The following is a 26,274-nucleotide window of genomic DNA, read 5'->3' on the forward strand; positions in this document are numbered from 1 at the left end:
GCTCTCTGCCCTGACTGCCCCGGCTCCTCGGCCTTCGGCCGACCGGGACCGCACACCCCACGGCCGATGATGCTCCGGGCTGCGGTGCCGGGAGGGTTGAGGGTCCCTTCCAGGCGCCGCGGCCCGCGGGTGTTTTTTCGGCCACTCCCAAGGCCCCGGGTACGCTCGCAGACGTGCCCTCCATGAACGAACTCGTACGCCAGCACACCGCCCTCGACGACTCCGACCTCGAGTGGCTCCACCTGCTGGTCTCGGAGTGGCAGCTGCTCTCCGACCTCTCCTTCGCCGACCTGGTGCTGTGGGTCCCCACCCGGGACGGCACCCGGTACGTCTCGGTCGCCCAGATGCGCCCCAACACCGGCCCGACCTCCTACCAGGACGACATGGTCGGCCACCTGGTGCCGCGCGGCCGGCGGCCCATGCTGGACGCGGCCCTGGACGAAGGCCGGATCGTGCGCGAGGGCGACCCGGAGTGGCGCGAAGAGGTCCCCGTACGGGTCGAGTCCATCCCCGTACGGCGTGAGGGCCGCGTCCTCGGCGTGATCGCCCGGAACACCAACCTGCTCACCGTGCGCACCCCGAGCCGCCTGGAGCTGACCTACCTCCAGAGCGCCTCCGACCTCGCGCAGATGATCGCGGCCGGCGCCTTCCCCTTCCCGGACCAGCAGGTCGACATGGACGCCTCGCCGCGCGTCGGCGACGGCCTGATCCGGCTGGACGCGGACGGCATCGTCCAGTACGCCTCACCGAACGCCCTGTCCGCCTACCACCGGCTCGGCCTCGCCGCCGACCTCGTCGGCCACCACCTCGGCCAGACCACCGCCGAACTCGCCCCGACCCGGGGGCCGGTGGACGAGGCGCTGGCCAAGGTGGCCAGCGGCTGGGCGCCGCGCGAGTTCGAGATCGAGGCCCACGACGGGGTCATCCAGTTCCGGGCCATCCCGCTCAAACCCAAGGGCACACGCATCGGTTCGCTCGTGCTGCTCCGGGACGTCACCGAACTGCGGCGCCGCGAACGCGAGTTGATCACCAAGGACGCCACCATCCGGGAGATCCACCACCGGGTGAAGAACAACCTCCAGACGGTCGCCGCCCTGCTCCGCCTCCAGGCCCGGCGCATCGAGTCCGAACGGGGCCGGGAGGCGCTGGAGGAGGCGGTCCGCAGGGTCGGCTCCATCGCGATCGTCCATGAGACGCTGTCTCAGAACCTGGACGAGCGGGTGGAGTTCGACGACATCGCCGACCGGGTGCTGGCCATGGTCGCCGAGATCTCGCCGGGCAAGGTGACCGGCCGACGCAGCGGACGGTTCGGCATACTCGACGCCGAGGTCGCCACTCCGCTGTCCATGGTCCTCACCGAGGTGCTGCAGAACGCCCTGGAACACGGCTTCCGTGAGGGCGACACCGGCACGGTCGAGGTCTCCGCGGTGCGTGGCGGCACCACCAAGGAGGCCCGGTTGCTGGTCACCGTCCAGGACGACGGGGTCGGACTGCCCGAGGGCTTCGACCCGCACCGCTCGGGCAACCTCGGCCTGCAGATCGTACGAACGCTGGTGGAGGGCGAGTTGGGCGGCTCGTTCGACATGGTGCCGGCGCCGGAGCGCGGGACGCGGGTGATCCTCGACATTCCGGTGCGGGCGCAGAAGTGAGCCGCCGGGCCCGGCGCACCGGGTGACGGACACGCGCCGGGGGAGCGGGCGCCGGGGAGCCTGCGCTGGCAAGCGACACAGCAAAAAGCCCCGGACCGCCATTGGTCCGAGGCTGTCGCTCGTTGCTGCTCTGCTTGTATCGCGATGGGGGTCCCCCCGGCTCGAGCGTAGCCGAGAGTTGGGGGAGCATCGGGGGAACTGCGCGCTGCGACTCGGGGGCGGGAGATGCGTACGTGCTGTGCGCGCCGCCAAGCTCAGGCTGTCAGCAGGGGTGGGTATGTCAGGCGGAGGCCTGACGAGCCCGGTTGCGGGCGGCGCGGCGCTTCATGGCACGGCGCTCGTCCTCGCTGAGACCACCCCAGACGCCGGAGTCCTGACCGGACTCGAGCGCCCACTGCAGACACTGCTCGATCACCGGGCAGCGACGGCAGACGGCCTTGGCTTCCTCGATCTGCAGCAGCGCAGGACCGGTGTTGCCGATGGGGAAGAAGAGCTCGGGGTCTTCCTCGCGGCAAACGGCGTTGTGACGCCAGTCCATGGCTGCTACCTCTCCTTGGTATTACGTGCAGGTTGCTTGTGAATGTGAACGCTTTCACGAATCCCTCAACAAGTGAAGGGCCGACCGCCGAGTCTTCACCCGGCGTGGTCCTGTGTTTGAAGAGGGGTTCTGGTGATCAGTGGAGGCCGGTGTTGCGGGCCGTCCCGATCGCCACGTAGAGACTCGCAAACCTCAGCGGCGGATACAACCCCTTCCGGAAAGTTTTTTTTGATTCCTCGGTGTCGACTAGGTCACAGCCGTACTTCCATGGGGTGGACCCTGGCCTAAACGTTCGAGTGAAAGGACTTTCGCCCGTTCCGCTCACACAATCACACGCAGTGCACGGCGTACGCCTGTGAACGTCACGCTCGTACGCAGCCCCAGGTGGTCACCGTCCATCTGAAGGGGGAGAGGCGCCTTCGAATGCAAGGTGAACCGGTCCAGATCGTGCAAGGAGACAGCGTGCTTCCCCTGCGGTCCCCGCTCGGGGGACGAAGTGAGCAACTGGGTGCCATACCGGGCAACCGCGGCCGTGGACAGACGGCTGAGGCCGAGCACGTCGATGCCTGTATCGAACGACGCCTTAGGTGACGTGTACATCGGGCGATTGCCGAGATACGTCCACGGGGACGTGTTCGAGACTATGGCGACGACGAGATCCTCGATCGGGTCCGCGCCGGGCTGTTCCAGTGTGATCGTGCCGTGCCGGCGGTTCGGCTCACCGAGGAACTGCCGGACCACCTGACGGACGTACAACGCGTGCGTCGACTTCTTCCCGCGCTCGCGCTGCTGCTCCACCCGCCCCACCACGCCCGCGTCGAAGCCGAGCCCGGCGTTGAAGGTGAACCAGCGGGCCGGCACCGCCTCGTCCTCGGTGCCCGGCGTGCCCGAGGTCAGGCCGAGGCCGACGACCCGCTCGGTGCCGTCGCGCAGCGCGTCCAGCAGCGCTCCGGTGGCCTCGACGGGGTCGTTGGGCAGGCCCAGCGCGCGGGCGAAGACGTTCGTGGAGCCGCCGGGGACGACGGCGAGACCGGGGAGGTGGTCCGGGGCGGGACCGGCGTGCAGGAGGCCGTTGACGACCTCGTTGACCGTGCCGTCGCCGCCGAGGGCCACCACCAGGTCGATGTCGTCGCTCTCCGCAGCCTGCCGGCCGAGGTCGCGGGCGTGGCCGCGGTACTCGGTGGTGACCGCCTCCAGCTTCATCTCGCTCGCCAGCGCATGGATCAGTACGTCACGCCTGCGTGCGCTTGTGGTGGTTGCCGCCGGATTGACCACGAGAAGTGCACGCATGCATGGCAGCGTACCTACTGGGGGGTACCGGGCCCAGACCGAGTTAGGGATCCGGTAAGAGACCGGGGCGTGAGCCTGGACACTCGGGGGTGCGGGGCACGGCGGCGCGCCGGAGGCGGAGGGCTACCCTGCTGAGGTGAGCAGTCAGCAGAATCCCGCCCCGGACACCGCCAAAGCCGCCACGGCCGACGCAGCCGACCCGGCCGCCGGGCCGCGCCCGCGCCGGCTGACGTACGCGGCGGCGCTGGCCGCGCTGGAGGGCGCGGCGCTGGTGGCCGGCGGCGTGTGGGTGCTCGTCCTCGGGCTCACCGGTGACCCGGACGACCGGCAGCAGGCCGTGACCCTGGGGATCACCCTGGCCGTCCTCGCGCTGCTGCCGCTGCTCGCAGCGCGCGGTCTGCTGCTGCGGCGCGGCTGGAGCCGGGGGCCCGCGCTGATCACCCAGCTCATGGCCCTTCCCGTGGCCTACAACCTGGTCCGGGCCGACAGCATGGCCATCCCGGCCGGTGTCGTGCTCGGAGTGGTCGCCGTGGTGGCGCTGGTGCTCCTGGTCAACGGCGAGACGACCCGGGCCCTCGGGATCAAGGGACCGGGCCGGGGCGAGTAGGGCTCACCGGGCGGGGCCGGTCCGGACCGAGCCTCGCCGGGCAGGGCTCACTCCCCGCTCACTCCTCCACGAGGAGCTTCTCGCGGAGCTGGGCCAGGGTGCGGGCCAGCAGGCGGGAGACGTGCATCTGCGAGATGCCGACCTCCTGCGCGATCTGCGACTGGGTCATGTTCCCGAAGAAGCGCAGCAGCAGGATCCGCTTCTCGCGCGGCGGCAGGTCCTCCAGCAGCGGCTTGAGGGACTCGCGGTACTCCACGCCCTCCAGCGCCTCGTCCTCGGCGCCCAGGGTGTCGGCGACCGCCGGTGACTCGTCGTCCGTGTCGGGGACGTCCAGCGACAGCGTGGAGTACGCGTTCGCGGACTCCAGGCCCTCCAGGACCTCCTCCTCGGAGATGGCGAGCTTCTCGGCCAGCTCGTGGACCGTCGGGGAACGGCCGTGCAGCTGGGACAGCTCGGCCGTCGCGGTGGTCAGCGCGAGCCGCAGCTCCTGGAGCCGGCGCGGTACGCGGACCGCCCAGCCCTTGTCGCGGAAGTGCCGCTTGATCTCGCCGACGACGGTCGGCGTGGCGTACGTGGAGAACTCCACGCCACGCTCGGGGTCGAACCGGTCGACGGACTTGATGAGACCGATCGTGGCGACCTGGGTGAGGTCGTCCAGCGGCTCCCCGCGGTTGCGGAACCGGCGTGCCAGGTGCTCCACGAGCGGCAGGTGCATACGGACGAGCTGGTTGCGCAGCTCCGCGTACTCCGTGCTGCCCTCCGGCAGTGTGCGCAGCTCGACGAACATCGCCCGCGCCCCGCTGCGGTCCTGGGGGTCGTGCTGTACTGCCTGCACGGCCTCCGTGCCCAGCGCGTCGTCCTCGGCGTATCGCTCGTGCTCGCTCATCGTCCCGCCCGTAGCCCTTCCCCGAGCCCTGGCCCCCGCGCGGACGGCGGGTCCGGCGCCGTCGCGTGCCTTCGGTGGCGTGCCGGTGGCACCGTCACCGTCGACCCGCGCGGAGTCGTCCTCCGGGTGCGGTCTGGCCTGCTCGGGGATGCCGTCGATGCCGTCCGCCATGCGCCGGGAACCGTCCCGGGGGCCCGCCCCGGAGGTCTCGGCGTCGCCCGACCAGGAGGCACCCCCGTCCCCGGTCGGCAGCTCCCGTGTGCCGCGCTCTTCGTCCCGCACCGGCCCGTCCCCGTTCCTCACGCCGGCCCGGGGCCGGCGCCACGCTGTTTGTAGAGGCTGATCGACACCGTCTTGTCCTCGTCCACGGCGGACGAGACCTTGCCCGCGAGGGCCGACAGCACGGTCCAGGCGAAGGTGTCCCGCGAGGGGGCGTGGCCGTCCGTGGTCGGCGCCGACACCGTGACTTCCAGTGAGTCGTCGACGAGCCGGAAGACACAGCTCAGCACCGAGCCGGGCACGGCTTGCTGGAGCAGGATCGCGCAGGCCTCGTCCACGGCGATGCGCAGGTCCTCGATCTCGTCCAGGGTGAAGTCCAAGCGGGCCGCGAGACCGGCCGTGGCCGTCCGCAGCACCGACAGGTAGGCACCCGCGGCCGGCAGCCGGACTTCCACGAAGTCCTGGTTCGCCGCGGGCTCGCCTGCGATCTGGGACACCCTCACCTCCATGGTGGTACAAGCTTTACAGGGCCGAGGGTCGCCCCCCGGGGTAACGCGTAGATGGTTCAAGCGGTGACGCTATCGCGCTCCGAACGTTTCTGTCCCCGGGACCCCAACCCCCTGGCGTCACTCACAGTAAAGCTGTGGATACGCTCCGTGTCTAGGGGGTTTGCGTGCCCAAATGGGAAGAGCGCGCGCCGGGTTGACGTACCCAGACGTCAGACGCTCGAACCGTCGTGCGGCAGCCGCCGCATGCAGTGTCACACGAGAACGCGGTCGGACGGGACGCTCCCGGGGAGAACGCTCTCAATGACACGGTCGAAGGGGCACTTCAGGGGACGCGGTCGTGGGCACTCCGGGACGATGCTCGAAGCGCGCCCGGAAGCGGTCGGGGCAGGGATCGGACAGGTCAGACGAGTACGTGGTCCACGAAGCACCACCGCCAGTCCTCGCCGGGCTCGAAGGTCCGCATCACCGGATGACCGGACTGCGCGTGGTGCTCCGTCGCGTGCCGACCCGGCGAGGAGTCGCAGCAGCCGACGTGGCCGCAGCTGAGGCACAGCCGCAGCTGGACCGGGTTCGTGCCGTCCCGCAGGCACTCCGGACAGGTCTCGTCGAGCGGCTCCGGTTCCGGGTGCGGCAGCGCGTCGGCGTGCGTGCACTGTTTCATGATTGCCAGATTACGACGGTTGTGCGGGTTGCCGCGCGAAAGACGAGGGTGGGCGAGGACATGGACGTGATGCCCCTGCTGGTACTGGTGGCGGGCAGTGCCGCGGTGGCCGCGGCGGCCCGGCGCACCCCGGCGCCGGCGCCCCTGCTGCTGGTCGCGGTCGGTCTGGCGGTCTCCTACATCCCCGGCGTGCCGTCCTACACCCTCGATCCGCACATCGTCCTCCCGCTGCTGCTGCCCCCGTTGCTGTACACCTCGGCGAGCGACAGCTCCTACCTCGGCCTGCGGGCGCAGATGCGGCCGGTGGCGCTGCTCTCGGTGGGATACGTGCTCTTCGCGACCGTGGCCGTCGGCTGGGCCGCCTACCTGCTCATCCCCGGCCTGCCGCTGACCGCCGCGCTGGTGCTGGGCGCGGTGGTGGCACCGCCGGACGCGGTCGCCGCCACGGCGGTCGCGCGCCGGGTGGGCCTGCCGTCCCGGATCACCACCGTCCTCCAGGGCGAGTCCCTGCTGAACGACGCCACGGCGATCACCGCCTACAAGGTGGCGCTCGGCGCCGCCATCGGGGAAGGGGCCACCTGGGCGGGCGGGATCCGCGAGTTCGCGCTCGCCGCGGTCGGCGGTGTCGGGATCGGTCTCGTCCTCATGGCGCCCCTGCACTGGCTGCGCACCCACCTGACCGAGCCCCTCCTGCAGAACACGCTCTCCCTGCTCATCCCGTTCGTCGCCTACGGGGTCGCCGAGCAGGCGCACGCCTCCGGGGTGCTCGCGGTGGTGGTCGTCGCCCTGTACCTCGGCCACCGCGCGTGGGAGGTCGACTTCGCCACCCGCCTCCAGGAGGCGGCGGTGTGGAAGATGGTCGCCTTCGTGCTGGAGTCCGCGGTGTTCGCCCTGATCGGTCTGCAACTGCCGATCGTCCTGAAGCGGCTCGGGGAGTACGAGGGCGCCTCCGCCGCCTGGTACGCGGTCGCGGTCTTCCTGGTCGTGGTGGTGGCCCGGTTCGTCTGGGTCTACCCGGCCACCTTCCTGCCCCGGATCATGTCGAAGCGCATCAGGGAGCGCGAGCAGGATCCCACCTGGCGGGGCGCGATGGTCACCTCGTGGGCCGGCATGCGCGGTGTCGTCTCCCTGGCCATCGCCTTCGCCATCCCGCCGAGCATGCCCGCCGGCCCACGCAACCTGATCCTCTTCCTGACCTTCACCACCGTCATCTCCACCCTCGTCGTGCAGGGCGTGACGCTGCCGCCGCTGATCCGGCTGCTGAAGTTCCCCGGCCGCGACCGGCAGGCCGAGACGCTCGCCGAGGCCAACGCCCAGGCACAGGCCTCCCGGGCCGCCGAGGCCCGGCTCGACGAACTCCTCTCCGACGAGCGCAACGCCCTGCCACAGCCGCTCGCCGACCGGCTCCGCATGGTCCTGGAGCGCCGCCGCAACGCCGTCTGGGAACGGCTCGGGCAGGTCAACCCGATCACCGGCGAGTCCGTGGACGACACCTACCGCCGGCTGTCCCGCGAGATGATCAGCGCCGAGCGCGAGGTCTTCGTCCGGCTCCGCGACCTGCGCTACATCGACGACGAGATGCTGCGCGCCCTGCTCAGACGCCTTGACCTGGAGGAGGCGGCGGCCTACCGGGAGGCCGGTTAGCGCTCCGGGGCCGTGGTCGCGGGTTCCGGGAACGGCCGGCCCGTGACCACGGCGGCGACCGTCGTCCCGCGCGCGAAGGCGTTCTCTTCCGCCAGGGCGACGAGTCCGAACAGCAACTTGGCGACATAAAGGCGCTCGACGGGCAGCCCGTGCCGCTGCTCGAAGTCCTGTGCGAACGTCTCGAGTTCCGGTGTCGTACGGGCGTAACCGCCGCCGTGGAAGCGGTCGTCCAGGGACCAGGTGCCGCGCCGGGCGCCGAAGGCACGTTCCTGCAGGGCCTGTACTTCGGCCTCCAGGAAGCCGCCCTTCAGGACCGGGACGCCGAGCGCGCGCTGGCCGGCCGCGAGTCCGGCGGCGAGGCCCGCGAGGGTGCCGCCGGTGCCACACGCGACGGCGACGACGTCGGCCTGGCCGCGCAGTTCCGTGCCGAGGGCGCGGCAGCCGCGCACCGCCTCGGCGTTGCTGCCGCCCTCGGGTACGACGTACGCGTCCTCGGCGCCGCACGCGCGCAGGATCTCGGCCAGGGTCCCCGGTTCGGTCTTGCGGCGATATGTCGATCTGTCGACGAAGTGCAGTCGCATGCCGTCGGCCGCACACCGGGCCAGGGACGGGTTGAGCGGGCGGTCGGCGAGCTCCTGGCCGCGGACCACGCCCGTGGTCGGCAGGCCCAGCAGACGGCCCGCGGCGGCGGTGGCCCGCAGGTGGTTGGAGTAGGCCCCGCCGAAGGTGACCAGGGCGCGGCCGTCGGCCGCCGCGATGTTCGGCACCAGCTTGCGCCACTTGTTGCCGATCAGCTGCGGGTGGATGAGGTCGTCGCGCTTGAGCAGCAGCCGGAGCCCACGGCGCTCGAACCGGCCGTCCCGCACCTCGCGGAGGGGCGAGGGGAGGCGGGGGCTGAGCGGGTCGGCGCTGGTCACGGCTTCATTGTCGCCCGGTACGGGGGGTGGACGGGGGTGGGGTCACCCACCGGCGCCGACGGGGTTGCGCTGAGCGCCCCGAGGGGGCGGGACTGCGCGGCCGGCCGCGGCGGACCGGCGCGGCCCACGGACGGCCCCACCCCCACGGCGCTAGTCCTTCAGCCGTTCCCGCACCCGCTCCCTCAGCCAGGACATCTCGAAGCCGCGGGGGTCCACCTTCCCCGGCTGCCACTCCCGGTGGCCGATGACCGACCGTTCCGTCCACCCGTGGTGCCGGCACAGCGCCGCCGCCACCCGCTCGATCGCCTCCAGCTGTTCCGCCGGCCACGGGTCCTCCCCGTCGCCGAGGTTCTCGCACTCGAAGCCGTAGAAGTGCCGGTTGCCGTCGGTGTTGGCCTCGTTGTCCGGCGGCAGCCCCTTCTCGGCGATCACCGCGCGCAGCACCTCGTCGTCCCCGAGCCCGGCGTGGTTGGCGCGGCCGTAACCGACCAGGTGGACCGTGCCGTCCTTGGTGATCACGCCGTGGCACAGCGGTCCCGGCAGGTCCGGGTGACCGTCCCGGCACACCTCCACCGTGCGCGCGCTGCCCTTGGTCACCGTGTGGTGGATCATCACGCCGTGGACCGGACCCCAGGGGCCCTTGTGGTTGCGGTTGTGGTGCTGCCAGTCGCCGACCTCCACGACCGTGACGCCCTCCGCGATGAGAGCGTCCAGGAACCCGCTCGCCGACATGGGTGGGGCCATGCCCGACTCCTTCGTGCCGTGCCCGTGCGGCCGCCGGTCGCGGCCGCCGGATGTCCTGCCTGCTTCTACCGAAACCGGACGTCCCGGAACACATCGTTCGTACGGTGTGCGAGCCGATCCGGACAGACGGGGCATGCCGAGCGGGTCGGGGCGAGGTCCCCCGTTGTGCCCAGTAATCCGATGATCCATTCCCGCTCTTTCGGGTAATGGCGCGGGCACGCGCCGTGATGGGACGCTCGATGCGAGACCGGTGCCCGGTGCGCTTCGGCACCGGGCATACATGGGAGGGCATTTCTCTATGTCGGTAGGCGAAGAGGTCCGCACGGATCAGGGCAGGCCGCAGCAGTCCCTCGGGACGGCGGCCGCGCGGAACCTGGCCACCACCACCAAGTCCGTTCCGCAGATGCAGGAGATCAGCTCCCGCTGGCTGCTGCGCACGCTTCCCTGGGTGGACGTCCAGGGCGGCACGTACCGGGTGAACCGGCGCCTCACGTACGCCGTCGGCGACGGCCGGATCACCTTCGTGAAGACCGGCAACCAGGTGGAGGTCATCCCGAACGAACTGGGCGAGCTGCCGGCCCTGCGGTCCTACGAGGACGAGGAGGTGCTGACCGAGCTGGCCCGCCGTTGCCGGCAGCGCGACTTCGCGCCCGGCGAAGTGATCGCCGACTTCGGCAACCAGACGGACGAGGTCTACCTGCTCGCCCACGGCCGGGTGGAGAAGGTCGGCACGGGTCCCTACGGCGACGACGCCGTCCTCGGTGTCCTCGCCGACGGCGCCTACTTCGGCGACCAGGCGCTGGTCGACCCGGAGGCGATCTGGGAGTACACCGTCCGCGCGGACACCTCGACCACGGTGCTGATCCTCAGCCGCCAGGACTTCCAGCAGGTCGCGGAGCGCTCCGACTCGCTGCGCGCGCACCTGGAACGGCTGCGCTCGATCCCCGAGCAGCGGACCAACAAGTACGGGGAGAAGGCGGTCGAGCTGGCGGCCGGCCACTCCGGCGAGCCCGACATCCCGCACACCTTCGTGGACTACGAGCCACGGCCCCGCGAGTACGAACTGAGCATCGCGCAGACCGTGCTGCGCATCCACTCGCGCGTGGCCGACCTCTACAACCAGCCGATGAACCAGACCGAGCAGCAGCTGCGGCTCACGGTCGAGGCGCTGAAGGAGCGCCAGGAGCACGAGCTGGTCAACAACCCGGAGTTCGGTCTGCTCAGCAACTGCGAGTACGACCAGCGGATCCAGCCGCACGACGGCGTGCCGAGCCCGGACGACCTGGACGAGCTGCTCAGCCGCCGCCGCGGCACCAAGCTCCTCCTGGCCCACCCGCGCGCCATCGCCGCGATCGGGCGGGAGCTGAACAAGCGGGGACTGGTCCCGGAGACCATCGACATCGCCGGCAACCGCATCCCCACCTGGCGCGGGGTGCCGATCTACCCGTGCAACAAGATCCCGATCAGCGACGCCCGCACGACCTCCATCATCGCCATGCGTACCGGCGAGGCCGACCAGGGCGTCATCGGCCTCAGGCAGTCCGGCATCCCGGACGAGATCGAGCCGAGCCTGTCCGTCCGGTTCATGGGGATCAACGAGCAGGCCATCATCAAGTACCTGGTGACGGCGTACTACTCGGCCGCGGTCCTGGTGCCCGACGCGCTCGGCGTGCTGGAGAACGTCGAGATCGGTCGATGGAGGTGACGTTTCCGCACGTCGCGGCCGTGTCCCCGCCCTCCGGGGCGGGTAGGCCCTCGGGGTACGCGTCCGGCAGAGCCGGTGACGGCGTACTCCGCGGACCTGGCGAGGGGGAGGCATGGCCGAGTTCATGACGGAGACCGAAGAGCGTTCCCCCGGTGTGCCGCGTCCCGGCACACCGGGGGAGCCACCGGAGAAGGCCGGGGGCGGCGCCGCCGGTCCGCTCGACGGGCAGGAGGCGGCGGCCCAGCTGGAGCGCGCCCGGGCGCTGGTCGACCCGGAGTTGCGCGCGGCCGTCGAGTCGCTGCCCGGCTCCATGCGCCGGATCGCGCGCTACCACTTCGGCTGGCAGCAGGCCGACGGCACCCCGGCGGCGGGCAACGCGGGCAAGGCGATCAGACCCGCGCTCGTGCTGGCGGCCGCCGCCGCGCTCGGCGGTCCGGCGGCCCGCACGGCGGCCGTCCCGGCGGCAGCGGCGGTCGAACTGGTCCACAACTTCACGCTGTTGCACGACGACGTGATGGACCGGGACACCACCCGCCGCCACCGGCCGACGGCGTGGACCGTGTTCGGCGACGCCGACGCGATCCTCGCCGGGGACGCCCTCCAGGCGCTGGCCCTGCGGCTGCTCGCCGAGGATGCGCACCCGGCCTCCGTGCCGGCCGCGGCCCGGCTCGCGGCCTGTGTCGTGGAGCTGTGCGAGGGCCAGCACACCGACACCGACCTGGAGCGTCGCGCGCCGGACGCGGTCACCCTGGACGAGGTGCTCGCGATGGCCGAGGCCAAGACCGGCGCCCTGCTGGGCTGTGCCTGCGCGCTCGGTGCGCTGTACGCGGGCGCGGACGAGGAGGAGGTGGCCGCGCTGGACGGCTTCGGCCGGCAGGCCGGGCTCGCCTTCCAGCTCATCGACGACGTCATCGGCATATGGGGAGACCCGCGGCACACCGGCAAGCCGGCCGGCGCGGATCTCGCCGCCCGCAAGAAGTCCCTGCCGGTGGTGGCGGCGCTCACCTCCGGCACCCCGGCGGCGGCCGAGCTCGCCGCGCTGTACGGGACGCCGTCCCGCGAGGGGGACGCGGAGGCCGGGGAGATCGCGCGGACGGCGCTGGCGGTGGAGCGGGCCGGCGGCCGGGACTGGGCGCAGGCCGAGGCGGCCGACCGGATGGCCCGGGCCATGCAGGAGCTGGCCCGCGCGGTCCCCGATCCGGAGGCGGCGGGCGGTCTGCTGGCGCTCGCCGAGTTCGTGACCCGGCGCACCAGCTGAGGCCGCCCGTCCCGGCGGCCGAGCAGACCCCGGAGTCCCCGGGCCCGTGCGGCTCCTGACCCCGCACGGTCATCGGGGGCTCCGGCCCGGCGGGCCCCGCACAGCCCACTGTGTGCGGGGCCGCCGATCCCTCGACGACGGACGTCGGGGGCATCGCGGAAAGGAGCGGAGCGGGCGGTACCGATCTACCCTGAGGACATGGACAGCGAGGAACACGTCTGTCCCGTCTGCGGACAGCCCGTGGAAACGGTCGTCAAGCGGCACAAGACCCTGGGCGCCTGGGTGCCGGTCTGGGGCCCCGGTCCCTGCCGCAACCCGGATTGCGCGGCGTACGCCGAGACCGGCCGTCCCGCGGACTCCGGCCGATCCGCTGAGACCGGCCGATCCGGCCGGAGTGGCCCCCGGCCCGCCGGGCACGAGCGGTCCGCCGATGCGCAGGAACGGCCGGGTGGCGGCAGCGGTCCGGAGGACCCGTCGGCGGCGGGCACCGAGAACAGCGCCGTCTGAGCAGGGGGCGGGCGGGGGCGCCGTAGCGTGGGCGCATGCCGAAACTGCCGTACATCCTGCACATCACCGAGCGCTCCCTGTGGGAGGCGGCGCGCGAGCGCGGCGCCTATGAGATGTCCACCCGGGGCCGCACCCTCCAGGAGGAAGGCTTCATCCACTGCTCCACCCGCGAGCAGCTCCCGCGCGTCGCCGACTTCCTCTACGGCGGCTACGACGGCCCGGACGAGCTGGTCGTGCTGGTCGTGGATCCGGCGCGGGTGGGGGTGCCGGTGAGGTACGAGTCCGTCGAGCCGGGCGGGGAGGAGTTCCCGCACGTGTACGGGCCGGTGCCGGTCGAGGCGGTGGTGGACGTGGAGTCCTGGGGCTGAGCCGGGAGGCAGCGCAGGCAGGCCCCGCACGGTCCCGCGTGGCGGCTAGCGGGCGCCGGCGTCCTGCTCACGCAGACCACCGCCGGCCGGCAGTCCGCCCGTCTCCGGGTCGCGGCCGGTCAGGCAGTACGTCCCGCCGGCCGGGTCGCGCATCACCGTCCAGTGGGCGCCGTCGCGCACCGCGGCCGCGCCCAGTTCCTCGTGCCGCGCCCGGACGGCGGTGATGTCCGTGCAGGCCAGGTCGAGGTGGGCGGAGGCGGGGCGCTCCTCGTCGAGCCGCTGGAGCAGCAGCCGTACCGGCAAGCCCGCCGGCGGCCGCAGTACGGCGAACTCCGGCCGGGAGCCGGCCTGCCGCTCCCACCCGGTCAGCGCGGCCCAGAACGCGGACTCGGCGTCGTACCGGGACGGCGGGATGTCGAGGCACACCTGGTCCAGGCGGCTGCAGGACACCACCGGCGGCCGTACCGTCTCCCCGTGCCAGGGCACGGCGCAGAACAACTGCCCTGCCGGAGAGCGCAGTACGGCCCAGTCGCTGTGGTCCGCCACGAGATCGGCGCCGAGTCGCCGGGCGCGTGCCGTCAACTCCCGTACGTCGTCGGCGCACAGGTCGATGTGGGCGCCGCCGTCGCCCTCGGTGACGCCCTGGAGCTTCACGCCGGGGTCCGCCGCCTCGGGCAGCAGGGTCACGAACTCGCCGTGTTCGCCCCGGAACGCCGAGAGCCGGGTGCCGGTGACGGCCGTCCAGAAGGCACACGCTTCGGCGAGGCGCGCGGCGGGCCGGTCGGCGAAGGCGTACGTCCAGCGGATGGTCATCCGGGGAGTCTAGGCGGAGCGGTGTCCGAACAGGGCCACGGGCAGCGGGAGTTCAGCGGGTCAGCCCGTGGGGCGCTCGATGAAGCGGAGCTGGTTGCCGGCCGGGTCCCGGAACGCGCAGTCGCGCACCCCGTACGGCTGGTCCATCGGCTCCTGGAGGACGTCGGCGCCGGACTCGCGTACCCGCTCGTACAGCGCGTCGCAGTCGGGCGTGGTGAAGATGACACCGCGCAGCAGACCCTTGGCGAGGAGTTCGTTGAGCGCCTGCTTGTCGGCGGGGGAGGCGTCCGGGCTCGCGTCCGGCGGCTCCAGGACGATCTCCACGTCAGGCTGGAGCGGGGAGCCCAGGGTCACCCAGCGCATCCCCTCGAAGCCCACGTCGTTGCGGATCTCCAGACCGAGCACATCGCGGTAGAAGGCGATGGCCTTGTCGTGGTCGTCCACGGCAAGGAAACACTGCGCGAGTTTCACGTCCATGGACTCACCCTAGGACCGAGGGACGGCTCGCGCCTCAGTACGGGCGGCGGCGCGGCCGGGTCAGCCTGCGGGCGACACAGGGCGGGATCGCCGCGGTCTCCTCGTGATCGCGGGCGCGGTAGGCGCTCGGTGTCTCGCCGACCAGCTCGGTGAAGCGGGAGCTGAAGGAGCCGAGCGAGGTGCAGCCGACGGCGAGGCACACCTCGGTCACGGTGAGATCGCCCCGGCGCAACAGCGCCTTGGCCCGCTCGATCCGCCGGGTCATCAGGTAGCTGTACGGCGTCTCCCCGTACGCCTTGCGGAAGCTGCGCTGGAAGTGACCCGGGGACATGAGGGCGTCACGGGCCAGCTCGGTCATGTCGAGCGGCTCGGCGTACTCGCGGTCCATGCGGTCGCGCACGCGCCGCAGCCGTCGCAGGTCCTCCAGGGCGGTCACCCGCTCAGCTTCGCACAGGACCGCGCGACGGAGTCCCGCGAGTCGGACGGAGCGTTCTCCTCCAGTTATCCGGGCATTGACCTGCCCTTGCTTGCCATTGGGGAATGGACCACATCACGTTCCTCGTGGCGGTCGTCATCGTCACGGCACTGGCGTTCGACTTCACGAACGGGTTCCACGACACCGCGAACGCGATGGCCACCTCCATCGCCACCGGCGCGCTCAAGCCCCGGACCGCGGTCCTGGGCGTCCTCGGCCTGTCCCGCGCCGAGGAGGCCGGTGACGGCGGGTCCGGCACCGGCCGGGCCCAGGCGGGGTTGTGCTTCCTCGCGTGCGCGGCGGTGGTGGCGTACGGGATCCATCTGATCGTGCCGCAGTTCCACTAGGGGAGGCTGGGTCGGGTCGCCCTGACGCGGGCGGCACGCGGGCCTCAGGACGCCAGAGCGGCCCGCCCGGGTGTCCGGGCGGGCCGCTCTCGCGTGGATTCCGGCCTGCGGCACAACCGGCCGCGGGTACGGGATCAAAGGGCCTCGGGTCAGGCCTTCTTGGTCTCCCAGAAGATCTTGTCGATCTGGGCGATGTAGTCCAGCGCCTTCTGGCCCGTCGCCGGGTCGGTGGACGCCTTGGCGGCCGAGAGGGCCTTCAGGGTGTCGTTGACCAGCTGGTGCAGCTCCGGGTACTTCTCGAAGTGCGGGGCCTTGAAGTAGTCGCTCCAGAGCACGGAGACGTGGTGCTTGGCCAGCTCCGCGCGCTGCTCCTTGATGACGGTGGCGCGCGCCTGGAAGTGGGGGTCGTCGTTGCCGGCCATCTTCTCCTGGACGGCCTTCACCGACTCCGCCTCGATGCGGGCCTGGGCCGGGTCGTACACGCCGCAGGGCAGGTCGCAGTGGGCGCTGACCTTGACCTTGGGGGCAAACAGGCGGGAAAGCATGGAGCATTCCTTCCTCGTGATCGTCTTCTCAGGTGCGACATTACTCCCTGAGCAAGGCGATTTCTCGGGTGCCCCCTAGGGCTTAGGACAAAAGTCCAGGGTGAGACTGAGACTGGTGGAGGAACGGACCGGGGAGGTGCCGGGGATGCCGGAGCTGTCGCAGGAGACCGAACGGGGGAGGGCCGTGGCGCCCTTCGGACTGGCCGAGGTGACCGGCCCGTCCATGGTGCCCACGCTGCACCACGGGGACCAGCTTCTCGTGCGGTACGGGGGTGCGGTCAGGCCCGGAGACGTCGTGGTCCTGCGTCATCCGTTCCAGCAGGACCTGCTGGTCGTCAAGCGTGCCGTGGAGCGGCGCGAGGGCGGCTGGTGGGTGCTCGGCGACAACCCGTACGCGGGCGGCGACAGCACGGATTACGGGGTCGTGCCCGAGGAGCTGATTCTCGGGACGGCCCGGTTCCGGTTCCGGCCGCTCCGGGCCGGTCAGCGCTCGCCGCTCGCGCTGCTGCGCTGGGCGCTCTCGGCGGCGAGGCCGCTGCTGCCCGTCCGGTCGGCCTCCAGGCGCTTGCGGGCCCGGTAGGCGGCGACGTTGGCGCGGGTGGCGCAGCGGTCCGAGCAGTAGCGGCGGGAGCGGTTGGTCGAGGTGTCCAGGTAGGCGTTGCGGCACGGGGTGGCTTCGCACAGGCCGAGCCGGTCGACGCCGTACTCGGTGAGGTGGAAGGCCAGGCCCATCGCCGCGATCGCCGCGTAGCCGGCGGTGGCGTTGGACGGGTGGTCGGCCAGGTGCATGTGCCAGAGCGGGCGCCCGTCCTCGTCGCGGAGGTCGTGCCCGGAGATCTGCGGGCTGACCGGGAACTCCAGCAGGAGGGAGTTCAGCAGGTCCACGGCCAGGGTCTCGTCGCCCTGGTCGGCGGCCTCGAAGACCCCGCGCAGCCGCGCCCGCACCGACCGGAAGCGTGTGACGTCGGCGTCGGTGGCGCGGCGGGCCGCCGACGAGTTGTCACCGAAGAGATCGCGGACGGCCTCGACCGTGGTCAGGGTGTCCCTGCCCCTGGCCGGTTCCTCGCTGTTGACGAGACGGACGGCGTAATCCGAGTAATAGGCCAGTTCCACTTGTAGTCCTTACGGAGGCGCTTTATCGTCGGGTCTGCGGTCGGGTAACAGCCGGTCGTGCTTCCAGGGTATTACGCGAACCGAGGGGAGTCGGGGTTCCATGACGACGAGTACCGGGACCGACTGGGCGGCTTGGCAGGAGAGCTGGGACCGGCAGCAGGAGTGGTACATGCCGGACCGTGAGGAACGCTTCCGGATCATGCTCGACATGGTCGAGGCGCTCGTCGGTACGGCCCCCCGCGTGCTGGACCTCGCGTGCGGCACCGGCAGCATCACCGCCCGGCTGCTGCGCCGCTTCCCCGACGCCACCAGCACCGGTGTGGACCTCGACCCCGCGCTGCTCGCCATAGCCCAGGGCACCTTCGCGGGCGACGACAGGGTCTCCCTCGTCACCGCAGACCTCAAGGACCCCGACTGGCCGGCCGCGCTGCCGTACGACTCCTACGACGCCGTAGTGACCGCCACGGCCCTCCACTGGCTGCACAGCGAACCCCTCGCGGCCCTCTACGGTCAGGTCGCGGGGCTGGTCCGCGACGGCGGTGTCTTCATGAACGCGGACCACATGATCGACGACACCACGCCCCGGATCAACGCGGCCGAGCGCGCCCAGCGCCACGCCCGCATGGATCAGGCCAAGCGGGACGGCGCCCTGGACTGGACCGACTGGTGGCAACTGGCCGCCCAGGACCCGGTCCTCGCCGAGCCGACCGCCCGCCGCTTCGAGATCTACGGCGAACACGCGGACGGGGACGTGCCGTCGGCGGCGTGGCACGCGCGCACCCTGCTCGCCCAGGGCTTCAGCGAGGCCCGGCCGGTGTGGTGCTCACCCTCCGACACGCTGCTCCTCGCCCTCAAGTAGACCGGCGCCCGTCCCCACCGACGAAGGGCGAGGGCGGTACGGAGATCCCGTACCGCCCTCGCCCGGTGTGGCGTCGGAGCACCCGCGTCGGAGCACCCGTCCCAGCCGTTTCAGCGCACCCGTCTCAGAGCACCTTGGACAGGAACGACTGCGTCCGCTCGTGCTGCGGGTTCGTCAGGACGTCCCGCGGGTGGCCGGATTCCACCACCACACCGTCGTCCATGAACACCAGGCTGTCGCCCACCTCGCGGGCGAAGCCCATCTCGTGGGTGACCACGACCATGGTCATGCCGGACTCGGCGAGGTCGCGCATGACGTCCAGGACGTCACCGACCAGCTCCGGGTCCAGGGCCGAGGTCGGCTCGTCGAACAGCATCAGCTTCGGGTCCATCGCCAGCGCCCGGGCGATCGCCACGCGCTGCTGCTGGCCACCGGAGAGCTGCGAGGGGTAGTGCCCGGCCCGGTCGGCCAGCCCCACGCGCTCCAGGAGCTGCATGGCGCGTTCCCTGGCCTGCGTCCGGTTCGCGCCCTTGACCTGCACCGGCGCCTCCATGACGTTCTCCACGGCCGTCATGTGCGGGAACAGGTTGAAGCGCTGGAAGACCATGCCGATGTCACGGCGCTTCATCGCGACCTCGCGGTCGCGCAGCTCGTACAGCTTGTCGCCCTGCTGGCGGTAGCCGACCAGCTCGCCGTCGACGTACAGCCGTCCGGCGTTGATCTTCTCCAGGTGGTTGATGCACCGCAGGAAGGTCGACTTGCCGGAACCGGAGGGGCCGATGAGGCAGAACACCTCGCCCGGCTCGACCTCCAGGTCGATGCCCTTGAGCACCTCGACATGGCCGAAGGACTTGTGCACGCCCTGCGCCTTGACCATCGGGACGGTGGTCCGCGGCGCGCCGTCCTGCGTCTTGCTCAGCTTGTCGGTCATGCCATGCCTCCCTTGGGCCGGCCCAGGGACAGCATGTTCGTCTTCACTTTCTGCCAGGGCGTCGGCGGCAGCTGGCGGCTGGAGCCGCGGGCGTAGTACCGCTCGATGTAGTACTGGCCGACGCTCAGCACCGAGGTCATGATCAGGTACCAGGCCGCGGCGAGGAAGTACATCTCCACCGGGGCGCCGGAGTTCTGGCCGATGTCCTGGGCGTAACGGAAGAGCTCGGGATACTGGACGGCCGCCACGAGCGAGGTCGTCTTCAGCATGTTGATCACTTCGTTGCCCGTCGGCGGCACGATCACGCGCATCGCCTGCGGGATGACCACCCGGCGCAGCGTCTTGCCGTGGCTCATGCCGAGCGCGTGGGCCGCCTCGGTCTGGCCCTCGTCCACCGCCAGCAGGCCGGCCCGGCAGATCTCGGCCATGTACGCCGCCTCGTTCAGACCCAGGCCGAGCAACGCCGTCAGCAGCGGCGTCATGAAGTTCGACCAGTAGTCCTTGTAGAACGGCATCAGGTTGATGTACTCGAAGACCAGGCCCAGGTTGAACCAGAGGAACAGCTGGACCAGGACCGGGGTGCCGCGGAAGAACCAGATGTAGAACCAGGCGATGGACGAGGTCACCGGGTTCTTCGACAGCCGCATCACCGCGAGGACGATGCCGCCGACGATGCCGATCAGCATCGACAGCACCGTCAGCAGGAGGGTCTTGCCGACACCGGTCAGGATCCGGTGGTCGAAGAAGTAGTCCGGTACCGCGTGCCAGTTGATCCTGCCCTGGCCGAACGCGTAGATGATCGCGACGAGGAGCGCGATCGCGATGACGGCGGAGACATAGCGTCCGTAGTGCCGGACCGGAATGGCCTTGATGGCCTCCGCGCCGGCCGGGGGCGTGTCCACCGGCCCCGCCGTCTTGTCGATGTCAGTCACGGGAATTGCCTCTCAGTGGCCGCTTGGTGCCGCGGGTCACTTGCCGCCGTTGATCACGGACTCCTTGACGGCGCCGTCCTGCGCGCCCCACTTCTCGAGGATCTTCTGGTACTCGCCGTTCTTGATGATCGCGTTCATCGCGGCCTGGAGGGCGTCGCGCAGCTGGGTCTCCTTCTTGGAGACCGCGATGCCGTACGGGGCCGCCTCGACCTGGTCGCCGACGATCTCGAAGTCCTTGCCGCCGCCGGAGGTCTTCACCGCGTACGCCGCCACCGGGAAGTCGGCGGACACGGCGTCCGCGCCGCCCGAGCGCAGCCGGGTCTGGGCCTGCTGGTTGTCGTCGAAGGCCTCGATGGCGAGCTTCTTGCCGCTCGGACACTTCTTGGCCTGCTGCTTGGCCAGGTCCTCCGAGGTGGTGCCACGCTGGACGGCGAGCTTCTTGCCGCACAGGTCGTCCCAGGTCGTGATGCCCTTGGTGTCGCCCTTGCGGGTGTAGATCGAGACACCGGCGGTCAGGTAGTCGACGAAGTCGACGCCCTCACCGACCTTCTTGCCGGTGTCCGGGTCGACGCCATCCTGACGGTTCTTGTTGTCCGTCATGGCCGACATGGCGATGTCGTAGCGGTCCGAGCGCAGACCGGTGAGCAGGGCGTCGAAGGTGCCGTTCTGGAAGTCGAACGTCACCCCGAGCTGCTTGCCGAGGGCCGCCGCCAGGTCGGGGTCCAGGCCGACGACCTTGCCTGCGGAGTCCTTGTACTCCACCGGGGCGTACGCGATGTCGGAACCGACCCTGATCTTGCCCTTGCTCCGGATGTCCTGCGGGAGCTTGTCGGCGAGCGGGGCGCTGCCGGCGGAAGCGCTGCCGGAGTTCTCGTTCTTGTCCTTGGTCTGGTCACCGCAGCCGGTGATCAGCAGGGCCCCTGCGACCGCGATCGCACCGGCCGCGGCCAGACGGGAGCGCGCTGCGGTCGTACGACGGGTGGAGCTTGCGGTCATCGTGGTTCCTCCGGCGGATGGGAAGAGTTGCCGATGGGTCGACGGAAACACACACCTTCGGGTGTCGCGACCTCGTGGGTTTACGGCATCTTGCCATTCGGACTACGCCATTCAGGGGCGTCGCTATGTCAAAATCGGATAACGGGTGACCCCCGAACCGCATCAGGTCGGTACATCCCCGGTCCATCACCACCGAACCATCTGCGGGAATCCAGCGCTCCGGCCGCAAAATCTTCAGCCTGTCTCAGAATGTGGTCACTCCTTCGCCCGTCCTATCGGTCGCGCTTGGGCGTTTTCGGGCCATTCCGGTCCGTCGGGCGCGCGTCGCCTGCGTGGCGCGTACCGGATCCGGAATGTGACCTTGCACCTAATGGACTCGTCGCGGGCGCCGTCCGTCCGGTAAGAAGGTTCTTTACACCCCTCATCCGGGGCTCAGGGCGCGTGTGCGGCGCGCCCGTCGCGTATGAGCTCGTACGTATCCGCAATCGAGCCGTACGCGGTGCCCGCCCACCCCTCACCAGGAGTGGTCGACCCTCAAACCATGCATACCTAAGGGGTAAAACAAAGTGGCAGCGGAGATCGTCAATCCTCGCAGCGACGGCACAACGGACCAGGACGGCGGGGCCGAGCCCCTCGATTCCTTCGATCCGGCGTTCGCCCTGCACCGCGGCGGCAAGATGGCCGTGCAGGCCACCGTGCCGGTCCGCGACAAGGACGACCTTTCCCTCGCGTACACGCCCGGCGTCGCTCGCGTGTGCACCGCGATCGCGGAAACGCCGGAGCTGGTCAACGACTACACATGGAAGTCCAACGTGGTCGCCGTCGTCACCGACGGTACGGCCGTGCTCGGACTCGGGGACATCGGTCCCCAGGCCTCCCTCCCCGTGATGGAGGGCAAGGCGATCCTGTTCAAGCAGTTCGGCGGCGTCGACGCGGTGCCGATCGCGCTCGACTGCACCGACGTGGACGACATCATCGAGACCGTCGTCCGGCTCGCTCCCTCCTTCGGCGGAGTGAACCTGGAGGACATCTCGGCACCCCGGTGCTTCGAGATCGAGCGCCGGCTCCAGGAGCGCCTGGACATCCCGGTCTTCCACGACGACCAGCACGGCACGGCCGTCGTGACGCTGGCGGCGCTGCGGAACGCGGCGCGGCTCAGCGGGCGCGAGATCGGCCAGCTGCGGGCCGTCATCTCCGGCGCGGGAGCGGCCGGTGTCGCCATCGCCAAGATGCTGATCGAGGCCGGCATCGGGGACGTGGCGGTGGCCGACCGCAAGGGCGTCGTGTCGGCCGACCGGGCGGACCTGACCCCGGTCAAGCGCGAGGTGGCCGGCTTCACGAACAAGGCCGGCCTCACCGGCTCGCTGGAGGACGCCCTCGCGGGCGCCGACGTCTTCATCGGCGTCTCCGGCGGTACGGTCCCCGAGAAGGCCGTCGCCTCCATGGCCAAGGGCGCCTTCGTCTTCGCGATGGCCAACCCGAACCCCGAGGTGCACCCGGACGTCGCGCACAAGTACGCCGCGGTCGTCGCCACCGGGCGCTCGGACTTCCCGAACCAGATCAACAACGTGCTGGCCTTCCCCGGGATCTTCGCGGGCGCCCTCCAGGTGCGGGCCACGCGGATCACCGAGGGGATGAAGATCGCCGCCGCCGAGGCGCTGGCCGCCGTGGTCGGTGACGATCTTGCCGCCGACTACGTGATCCCGTCCCCGTTCGACGAGCGGGTCGCCCCCGCGGTCACGGCGGCGGTCGCCGCTGCCGCGCGGGCCGAGGGCGTCGCTCGTCGGTGACATCGCGCTGAGCCGCGCTGAACGGCCCCGTCCGTCAGGGCGGGGCCATGTTCCTTTCCCGCCCGCCCGCTCGTATCCGGCGCCGAGAGGGTGCCCTGAGGGCGCTTGTGCCGGGCTGCGCCGCAAGGGTGCCCTTCTGCAAGAGGGCATGTGTCACAGGGCCGCATGGTTCCGTCGGCTGATCAGCCCACCTATCGTCGGCAGCATGTTCGCTGTCTACGCCGCCCGAATCGACCGCGACCAGCCGCTCCGCGGCCTCGAGTTGGGGGAGCGTCCGGCTCCCGAGGCCCGTCCCGGCTGGAGCACCGTCACGGTGCGGGCCGCTTCCCTCAATCACCATGACCTCTGGTCCCTGCGGGGCGTCGGCCTCCCCGAGGACCGGCTGCCCATGATCCTCGGCTGCGACGCCGCCGGCGTCGACGCGGACGGCAACGAGGTCGTCCTGCACTCCGTCATCGGCCAGACCGGCCACGGCGTCGGCCCCGACGAGCCGCGCTCCATCCTCACCGAGCGGTACCAGGGCACCTTCGCCGAGCAGGTCGCCGTGCCGACCTGGAACATCCTGCCCAAGCCGAAGGAGCTGTCCTTCGCCGAGGCGGCCTGTCTGCCGACCGCCTGGCTGACGGCGTACCGGATGCTGTTCACCAACGCCGGGGTACGACCCGGTGACTCCGTCCTCGTGCAGGGCGCGGGCGGCGGTGTCGCCACGGCCGCGATCGTCCTCGGCAAGGCCGCCGGGCTGCGGGTCTTCGCCACCAGCCGGGACGAGGCCAAGCGAAAGCGGGCCCTGGAGCTGGGCGCGGTGGAGGCCGTGGAGCCCGGGGCGCGGCTGCCGCAGCGGGTGGACGCCGTCATCGAGACCGTGGGCGCCGCCACCTGGTCCCACTCCGTGAAGTCGCTGCGGCCCGGCGGGACGCTCGTCATCTCCGGTGCCACCAGCGGGGACCGGCCCTCGCACGCCGAGCTGACCCGGATCTTCTTCCTGGAACTGAAGGTGGTCGGCTCCACCATGGGCACCAAGGACGAGCTGGAGGACCTGCTCGCCTTCTGCGCCGCGACGGGGGTACGGCCCGTCATCGACGAGGAGCTGCCGCTGGACCGGGCCCGTGAGGGCTTCGAACGGCTGGCGTCCGGGGAGCAGTTCGGGAAGATCGTGCTGACCAACTCCTGAGGCTCGGTGGGTCGTCGGGCTGAGAGATCGAGAGGCGGGTCCGGTGTCGGGCCCGCCTTTTCCACGGCTCGTTTGTCAACCAGGGTTGACGGTTGAGTGGTGTCAACCTACATTGACAGCATGAGTGAGGCAACCGATCTCGCCGAGCGTGCCGGTGACCGTGATCCGCGGGTCGGACTGCGGGCCGTGGCCGCGCTGCGCCGGCTGCTGGAGCAGCTGGAGGCGGTGCAGGTGCGCAGTGCGCGCAATCAGGGCTGGTCGTGGCAGGAGATCGCCGCGGAGCTGGGTGTCAGCAGGCAGGCCGTGCACAAGAAGTACGGGAGGCATTGATGTTCGAGCGGTTCACCAAGGACGCCCGGGCGGTGGTCGAGGGGGCGTTCGTGTACGCCGAGGACGGCGGGGCGCGGTCCGTGGACGCCGAGCATCTGCTGCTCGCGCTCCTCGACCGCGAGGGCAGCCGGGCGTCCTTCGCGCTGTCCGCCCTGGGGCTCGCGGAGCCGGAGGCGCGGGAGCGGGTACGGCGCGACGTGGGGGAGGCCCGGCGGCGGGCCGGGCTGACCCGGGCCGATGCGGATGCCCTGGCCGGGCTGGGGATCGATGTGTCGGAGATCGTGGCGCGGGTGGAGGAGGCGCACGGCGTCGGAGCGATGTCCGGTGACCGTGGGCGGGGTGGAGGTGGGGGCCGGCCGGGGCGGTCGTCGGTCGGGCGTCGGCCCGGCTTCGGTCGAGGGGCCAAGGGGGTGCTGGAGCGGGCGTTGCGGGTTGCCGTGGCTCGGCGTGACCGGGGTATCGGGGATGAGCATCTGCTGTTGGCGCTCACCGTGCTGCCGGGGGTGGCGGGGGAGGTGCTGGCGGATCACGGGGTGACGTTCGAGGGGGTGTCGCGCGTGTGCCCGCCGGCTCGGTCGGCTGGAGGGTGAGCGGGGGGCGCCCGCCCGATTCGGTCGGCTGGGAGGTGGGCGCCCGGGGGCTCCGCCCGGACCCCGGGTGTTTGCCCGCCCGCCCGCCCGACTCGGTCGGCTGTGGGGTGGGCGCCCGGGGGCTTCGCCCCGGACCCCGGGTGTTTGCCCGCCCGCCCACCCGATTCGGTCGGCCGGGAGGTGGGCGCCCAGGGGCTCCGTCCCGGACCCGGATGTGCGCCCGCGCCTCCACCCGACTCGGTCGGCTGGGGAGGCGGTGTCCCGGGGCGGTCGGCTCGTGCGGCCGGGAGGTGGGCGTCCCCGGGGCGGTCGGCTCCGTCGGCTGGGAGGTGGGCGTTCAGGGCGGCCGGCTCGGCCGGCCGGGGTGTCAGGGTTTGGGGGTGTGGAGGAGGGCCGCGATGTGGGCCGCCGCCGTGGAGAGGTGGTGGCGGGCCTCGCGGAGTTGCGTGGGGGTGACCCCGTGGTCGCGGGCCGCGTCGCGGATGTCGTCGCGGAAGCGGTCCAGGAGGCGGTCCAGGTCGCGGGCCGGGTCGCCGGTGGCGTCCTCGTGGGCCCAGGACGGTTCGTAGTCGGCGGGGAAGTCCTCCCGGGGAGAGGTGTGGTGCGGTTCTTCGGTGGGGCGGGCGAAGGTCCAGTCCCTGCCGAAGTCCTTGCCGAAGTCCTTTCCGAAGTCCCCGAGCTCCTTGGCCAGTTCCGTCAGGCCCTCGCGGACGCCGGTCGGCCAGTCGCCGCGCGTGAAGTGGTCCTGGACACGGTCCTGGACGCGGCGGGCGATGCGCTGCATCTCCTCCTGCGCCTGGGCCCGTGCGCGTGCCTGTGCCTCCTGGGCCTGGCGGCGGGCCCGCTGGGCCTCCTCGCGGGCCCGGCGGCTCTCGTCCTTGGCGCGCCGCGCCTGCTCCTTCCACTCCTGCTTGACCCGGCGCATCTCCTCCTTGGCGGTCTTCCAGGCCTCCTTCTCGCTCATGTCGCCGTACTCCCCGAAGGCGTACTCGGCCCCGGATGCCTTCGGGCCACGGCGGGCCTCGGAGGCGGCGGCGCGCACCTCGCGGCGCAGGTCGCCGGCCGCGCCGCGGACGTCGGCCCTTATCTCGGCGGCCAGTTCCGCGACCGACTCGCGGATCTCCAGCTCCAGGTCGGCCAGCTCGCCGCTGCGGTCGGCGAGTTCGGCGCGGCCCGCGTCCGTGATGGCGTACACCTTGCGGCCGCCCTCGGTGGTGTGCCGGACCAGGCCCTCCGCCTCCAGCTTGGCCAGCCGGGGGTACACCGTGCCCGCCGAGGGGGCGTAGAGACCCTGGAAGCGCTCCTCGAGAAGCCTGATCACCTCGTAGCCGTGGCGCGGGGCCTCGTCGAGCAGCTTGAGCAGGTACAGGCGGAGGCGGCCGTGGGCGAAGACGGGAGGCATG

At 71.4% G+C, this 26,274-nt stretch carries 29 protein-coding genes and 1 pseudogene; 14 read left to right on the forward strand and 16 right to left on the reverse strand.

Annotation, left to right across the window (positions count from 1 at the left end; all coding sequences use genetic code 11):
- The first annotated feature begins 173 nt into the window (after nucleotides 1-173).
- Entirely contained in the window at nucleotides 174-1,649 is a 1,476-nt protein-coding gene (locus OO52_RS35695; protein WP_030657195.1) for a sensor histidine kinase, read from the forward strand.
- Nucleotides 1,650-1,929: 280 nt separating this feature from the next.
- Here OO52_RS35695 and OO52_RS35700 read toward each other — a convergent pair whose 3' ends face one another.
- Entirely contained in the window at nucleotides 1,930-2,187 is a 258-nt protein-coding gene (locus OO52_RS35700; RefSeq protein WP_003992873.1) for a WhiB family transcriptional regulator, read from the reverse strand.
- A gap of 321 nt (nucleotides 2,188-2,508) precedes the next feature.
- The gene (locus OO52_RS35705) at nucleotides 2,509-3,477 is read right to left on the reverse strand and encodes a diacylglycerol/lipid kinase family protein (RefSeq protein ID WP_030657197.1); all 969 of its coding nucleotides are present in this window, start codon (nucleotides 3,475-3,477) and stop codon (nucleotides 2,509-2,511) included.
- A 136-nt stretch (nucleotides 3,478-3,613) separates the two neighbouring features.
- Here OO52_RS35705 and OO52_RS35710 point away from each other — a divergent pair, with 136 nt between their 5' ends.
- Complete coding sequence (locus tag OO52_RS35710) at nucleotides 3,614-4,084, forward strand: hypothetical protein (RefSeq protein WP_030657199.1); 471 nt, start codon at nucleotides 3,614-3,616, stop codon at nucleotides 4,082-4,084.
- A gap of 58 nt (nucleotides 4,085-4,142) precedes the next feature.
- Here the strand turns inward: OO52_RS35710 and OO52_RS35715 are convergent, their stop codons facing one another.
- From OO52_RS35715 to OO52_RS35725, 3 genes are all read right to left on the reverse strand, one after another.
- Nucleotides 4,143-5,252, reverse strand: a complete 1,110-nt coding sequence (locus OO52_RS35715) for an RNA polymerase sigma factor SigF (protein ID WP_234329488.1) — start codon at nucleotides 5,250-5,252, stop codon at nucleotides 4,143-4,145.
- A gap of 17 nt (nucleotides 5,253-5,269) precedes the next feature.
- On the reverse strand, nucleotides 5,270-5,686 hold the full coding sequence (locus tag OO52_RS35720; RefSeq protein WP_009190566.1) for an anti-sigma regulatory factor: 417 nt from the start codon (nucleotides 5,684-5,686) through the stop codon (nucleotides 5,270-5,272).
- Nucleotides 5,687-6,098: 412 nt separating this feature from the next.
- Nucleotides 6,099-6,359 carry a UBP-type zinc finger domain-containing protein gene (locus OO52_RS35725; protein ID WP_030657205.1) on the reverse strand — a complete coding sequence of 87 codons (261 nt, stop codon included), beginning with the start codon at nucleotides 6,357-6,359 and terminating at the stop codon, nucleotides 6,099-6,101.
- Nucleotides 6,360-6,419: 60 nt separating this feature from the next.
- Between OO52_RS35725 and OO52_RS35730 the strand changes: the two genes are divergently transcribed.
- Nucleotides 6,420-8,003, forward strand: a complete 1,584-nt coding sequence (locus OO52_RS35730; protein WP_030657207.1) for a Na+/H+ antiporter — start codon at nucleotides 6,420-6,422, stop codon at nucleotides 8,001-8,003.
- On the opposite strand, the gene OO52_RS35735 is transcribed toward OO52_RS35730, so the two are convergent.
- Both OO52_RS35735 and OO52_RS35740 read right to left on the reverse strand, forming a co-directional pair.
- Nucleotides 8,000-8,920: a 1-aminocyclopropane-1-carboxylate deaminase/D-cysteine desulfhydrase gene (locus OO52_RS35735; RefSeq protein WP_030657209.1), complete on the reverse strand. Its 921-nt coding sequence runs from the start codon at nucleotides 8,918-8,920 to the stop codon at nucleotides 8,000-8,002. The two genes, OO52_RS35730 and OO52_RS35735, sit on opposite strands and share 4 nt — an antisense overlap.
- 150 nt (nucleotides 8,921-9,070) lie before the next feature.
- On the reverse strand, nucleotides 9,071-9,664 hold the full coding sequence (locus tag OO52_RS35740; RefSeq protein WP_030657211.1) for an N-acetylmuramoyl-L-alanine amidase: 594 nt from the start codon (nucleotides 9,662-9,664) through the stop codon (nucleotides 9,071-9,073).
- 298 nt (nucleotides 9,665-9,962) lie between these two features.
- Here OO52_RS35740 and OO52_RS35745 point away from each other — a divergent pair, with 298 nt between their 5' ends.
- The 4 genes from OO52_RS35745 to OO52_RS35760 all read left to right on the forward strand — a co-directional run bounded on the left by OO52_RS35745 (nucleotide 9,963) and on the right by OO52_RS35760 (nucleotide 13,502).
- A complete protein-coding gene (locus OO52_RS35745; RefSeq protein WP_030657212.1) occupies nucleotides 9,963-11,369 on the forward strand; it encodes a family 2B encapsulin nanocompartment shell protein in 1,407 nt (468 codons plus the stop codon).
- Between the two features lie 112 nt (nucleotides 11,370-11,481).
- A complete protein-coding gene (locus tag OO52_RS35750) occupies nucleotides 11,482-12,627 on the forward strand; it encodes a family 2 encapsulin nanocompartment cargo protein polyprenyl transferase (RefSeq protein ID WP_030657213.1) in 1,146 nt (381 codons plus the stop codon).
- A gap of 198 nt (nucleotides 12,628-12,825) precedes the next feature.
- The gene (locus tag OO52_RS35755; protein WP_030657214.1) at nucleotides 12,826-13,134 is read left to right on the forward strand and encodes a hypothetical protein; all 309 of its coding nucleotides are present in this window, start codon (nucleotides 12,826-12,828) and stop codon (nucleotides 13,132-13,134) included.
- A gap of 35 nt (nucleotides 13,135-13,169) precedes the next feature.
- Nucleotides 13,170-13,502, forward strand: coding sequence for a DUF952 domain-containing protein (locus tag OO52_RS35760; protein ID WP_030657215.1), 333 nt, complete (start codon nucleotides 13,170-13,172; stop codon nucleotides 13,500-13,502).
- Between the two features lie 45 nt (nucleotides 13,503-13,547).
- Here OO52_RS35760 and OO52_RS35765 read toward each other — a convergent pair whose 3' ends face one another.
- The 3 genes from OO52_RS35765 to OO52_RS35775 are packed head-to-tail and all read right to left on the reverse strand — an operon-like array spanning nucleotide 13,548 to nucleotide 15,228.
- A complete protein-coding gene (locus OO52_RS35765) occupies nucleotides 13,548-14,315 on the reverse strand; it encodes a VOC family protein (protein ID WP_030657216.1) in 768 nt (255 codons plus the stop codon).
- A 60-nt stretch (nucleotides 14,316-14,375) separates the two neighbouring features.
- Nucleotides 14,376-14,792: a VOC family protein gene (locus OO52_RS35770; RefSeq protein WP_030657217.1), complete on the reverse strand. Its 417-nt coding sequence runs from the start codon at nucleotides 14,790-14,792 to the stop codon at nucleotides 14,376-14,378.
- A gap of 34 nt (nucleotides 14,793-14,826) precedes the next feature.
- Nucleotides 14,827-15,228 (reverse strand): helix-turn-helix transcriptional regulator, encoded by a 402-nt coding sequence (locus OO52_RS35775; protein WP_030657219.1) that lies wholly within the window; start codon nucleotides 15,226-15,228, stop codon nucleotides 14,827-14,829.
- 104 nt (nucleotides 15,229-15,332) lie between these two features.
- Here OO52_RS35775 and OO52_RS52250 point away from each other — a divergent pair.
- Nucleotides 15,333-15,488, forward strand: a pseudogene (locus OO52_RS52250) (inorganic phosphate transporter); the annotation flags it as partial.
- 275 nt (nucleotides 15,489-15,763) lie between these two features.
- On the opposite strand, the gene sodN reads toward OO52_RS52250, so the two are convergent.
- Complete coding sequence (sodN, locus tag OO52_RS35785) at nucleotides 15,764-16,159, reverse strand: superoxide dismutase, Ni (protein ID WP_014674929.1); 396 nt, start codon at nucleotides 16,157-16,159, stop codon at nucleotides 15,764-15,766.
- A gap of 145 nt (nucleotides 16,160-16,304) precedes the next feature.
- On the opposite strand from sodN, the gene sodX reads away from it, so the two are divergent.
- Entirely contained in the window at nucleotides 16,305-16,739 is a 435-nt protein-coding gene (gene sodX, locus OO52_RS35790; protein WP_037630898.1) for a nickel-type superoxide dismutase maturation protease, read from the forward strand.
- Here sodX and OO52_RS35795 read toward each other — a convergent pair.
- The gene (locus OO52_RS35795) at nucleotides 16,643-17,272 is read right to left on the reverse strand and encodes a CGNR zinc finger domain-containing protein (RefSeq protein ID WP_030657224.1); all 630 of its coding nucleotides are present in this window, start codon (nucleotides 17,270-17,272) and stop codon (nucleotides 16,643-16,645) included. The two genes, sodX and OO52_RS35795, sit on opposite strands and share 97 nt — an antisense overlap.
- Nucleotides 17,273-17,372: 100 nt before the next feature.
- On the opposite strand from OO52_RS35795, the gene OO52_RS35800 reads away from it, so the two are divergent.
- Nucleotides 17,373-18,131 (forward strand): class I SAM-dependent methyltransferase, encoded by a 759-nt coding sequence (locus tag OO52_RS35800; protein WP_030657225.1) that lies wholly within the window; start codon nucleotides 17,373-17,375, stop codon nucleotides 18,129-18,131.
- 124 nt (nucleotides 18,132-18,255) lie between these two features.
- Here OO52_RS35800 and OO52_RS35805 read toward each other — a convergent pair whose 3' ends face one another.
- From OO52_RS35805 to OO52_RS35815, 3 genes are read right to left on the reverse strand one after another with little or no spacing between them, the layout of a single operon-like run.
- A complete protein-coding gene (locus tag OO52_RS35805) occupies nucleotides 18,256-19,062 on the reverse strand; it encodes an amino acid ABC transporter ATP-binding protein (RefSeq protein ID WP_307820154.1) in 807 nt (268 codons plus the stop codon).
- Nucleotides 19,059-19,994, reverse strand: a complete 936-nt coding sequence (locus tag OO52_RS35810; protein ID WP_030657230.1) for an amino acid ABC transporter permease — start codon at nucleotides 19,992-19,994, stop codon at nucleotides 19,059-19,061. The genes OO52_RS35805 and OO52_RS35810 overlap by 4 nt, the downstream gene beginning before the upstream one ends.
- Nucleotides 19,995-20,030: 36 nt before the next feature.
- Entirely contained in the window at nucleotides 20,031-20,990 is a 960-nt protein-coding gene (locus OO52_RS35815; RefSeq protein ID WP_030657232.1) for an ABC transporter substrate-binding protein, read from the reverse strand.
- 566 nt (nucleotides 20,991-21,556) lie between these two features.
- Here OO52_RS35815 and OO52_RS35820 point away from each other — a divergent pair.
- The 4 genes from OO52_RS35820 (at nucleotide 21,557) to OO52_RS35835 (ending at nucleotide 24,871) form a co-directional block, all read left to right on the forward strand.
- Nucleotides 21,557-22,780 carry an NAD(P)-dependent malic enzyme gene (locus tag OO52_RS35820; RefSeq protein ID WP_030657233.1) on the forward strand — a complete coding sequence of 408 codons (1,224 nt, stop codon included), beginning with the start codon at nucleotides 21,557-21,559 and terminating at the stop codon, nucleotides 22,778-22,780.
- Between the two features lie 205 nt (nucleotides 22,781-22,985).
- Nucleotides 22,986-23,951 carry a zinc-binding dehydrogenase gene (locus tag OO52_RS35825; RefSeq protein WP_030657235.1) on the forward strand — a complete coding sequence of 322 codons (966 nt, stop codon included), beginning with the start codon at nucleotides 22,986-22,988 and terminating at the stop codon, nucleotides 23,949-23,951.
- 120 nt (nucleotides 23,952-24,071) lie between these two features.
- On the forward strand, nucleotides 24,072-24,281 hold the full coding sequence (locus OO52_RS35830; RefSeq protein ID WP_014674937.1) for a helix-turn-helix domain-containing protein: 210 nt from the start codon (nucleotides 24,072-24,074) through the stop codon (nucleotides 24,279-24,281).
- Complete coding sequence (locus OO52_RS35835) at nucleotides 24,281-24,871, forward strand: Clp protease N-terminal domain-containing protein (protein WP_030657238.1); 591 nt, start codon at nucleotides 24,281-24,283, stop codon at nucleotides 24,869-24,871. The genes OO52_RS35830 and OO52_RS35835 overlap by 1 nt, the downstream gene beginning before the upstream one ends.
- Nucleotides 24,872-25,238: 367 nt before the next feature.
- On the opposite strand, the gene OO52_RS35840 is transcribed toward OO52_RS35835, so the two are convergent.
- Nucleotides 25,239-26,273: a PadR family transcriptional regulator gene (locus OO52_RS35840; protein WP_030658662.1), complete on the reverse strand. Its 1,035-nt coding sequence runs from the start codon at nucleotides 26,271-26,273 to the stop codon at nucleotides 25,239-25,241.
- Between the last annotated feature and the right edge of the window lies 1 nt (nucleotide 26,274).

It is taken from the genome of Streptomyces flaveolus (assembly GCF_000716535.1).
In the GTDB taxonomy this organism is placed as follows: domain Bacteria; phylum Actinomycetota; class Actinomycetes; order Streptomycetales; family Streptomycetaceae; genus Streptomyces; species Streptomyces flaveolus_A.

Bases quoted from the DNA above. Each gene is read 5' to 3' on its own strand.
- OO52_RS35700 (WP_003992873.1), bottom strand. From the start codon at position 2,187: ATGGACTGGCGTCACAACGCCGTTTGCCGCGAGGAAGACCCCGAGCTC.
- OO52_RS35705 (WP_030657197.1), bottom strand. From the start codon at position 3,477: ATGCGTGCACTTCTCGTGGTCAATCCGGCGGCAACCACCACAAGCGCA.
- OO52_RS35725 (WP_030657205.1), bottom strand. From the start codon at position 6,359: ATGAAACAGTGCACGCACGCCGACGCGCTGCCGCACCCGGAACCGGAG.
- OO52_RS35730 (WP_030657207.1), top strand. From the start codon at position 6,420: ATGGACGTGATGCCCCTGCTGGTACTGGTGGCGGGCAGTGCCGCGGTG.
- OO52_RS35740 (WP_030657211.1), bottom strand. From the start codon at position 9,664: ATGGCCCCACCCATGTCGGCGAGCGGGTTCCTGGACGCTCTCATCGCG.
- OO52_RS35745 (WP_030657212.1), top strand. From the start codon at position 9,963: ATGTCGGTAGGCGAAGAGGTCCGCACGGATCAGGGCAGGCCGCAGCAG.
- OO52_RS35750 (WP_030657213.1), top strand. From the start codon at position 11,482: ATGGCCGAGTTCATGACGGAGACCGAAGAGCGTTCCCCCGGTGTGCCG.
- OO52_RS35755 (WP_030657214.1), top strand. From the start codon at position 12,826: ATGGACAGCGAGGAACACGTCTGTCCCGTCTGCGGACAGCCCGTGGAA.
- OO52_RS35760 (WP_030657215.1), top strand. From the start codon at position 13,170: ATGCCGAAACTGCCGTACATCCTGCACATCACCGAGCGCTCCCTGTGG.
- OO52_RS35765 (WP_030657216.1), bottom strand. From the start codon at position 14,315: ATGACCATCCGCTGGACGTACGCCTTCGCCGACCGGCCCGCCGCGCGC.
- OO52_RS35770 (WP_030657217.1), bottom strand. From the start codon at position 14,792: ATGGACGTGAAACTCGCGCAGTGTTTCCTTGCCGTGGACGACCACGAC.
- sodN (WP_014674929.1), bottom strand. From the start codon at position 16,159: ATGCTTTCCCGCCTGTTTGCCCCCAAGGTCAAGGTCAGCGCCCACTGC.
- sodX (WP_037630898.1), top strand. From the start codon at position 16,305: ATGCCGGAGCTGTCGCAGGAGACCGAACGGGGGAGGGCCGTGGCGCCC.
- OO52_RS35800 (WP_030657225.1), top strand. From the start codon at position 17,373: ATGACGACGAGTACCGGGACCGACTGGGCGGCTTGGCAGGAGAGCTGG.
- OO52_RS35805 (WP_307820154.1), bottom strand. From the start codon at position 19,062: ATGACCGACAAGCTGAGCAAGACGCAGGACGGCGCGCCGCGGACCACC.
- OO52_RS35815 (WP_030657232.1), bottom strand. From the start codon at position 20,990: ATGACCGCAAGCTCCACCCGTCGTACGACCGCAGCGCGCTCCCGTCTG.
- OO52_RS35825 (WP_030657235.1), top strand. From the start codon at position 22,986: ATGTTCGCTGTCTACGCCGCCCGAATCGACCGCGACCAGCCGCTCCGC.
- OO52_RS35830 (WP_014674937.1), top strand. From the start codon at position 24,072: ATGAGTGAGGCAACCGATCTCGCCGAGCGTGCCGGTGACCGTGATCCG.
- OO52_RS35835 (WP_030657238.1), top strand. From the start codon at position 24,281: ATGTTCGAGCGGTTCACCAAGGACGCCCGGGCGGTGGTCGAGGGGGCG.
- OO52_RS35840 (WP_030658662.1), bottom strand. From the start codon at position 26,273: ATGCCTCCCGTCTTCGCCCACGGCCGCCTCCGCCTGTACCTGCTCAAG.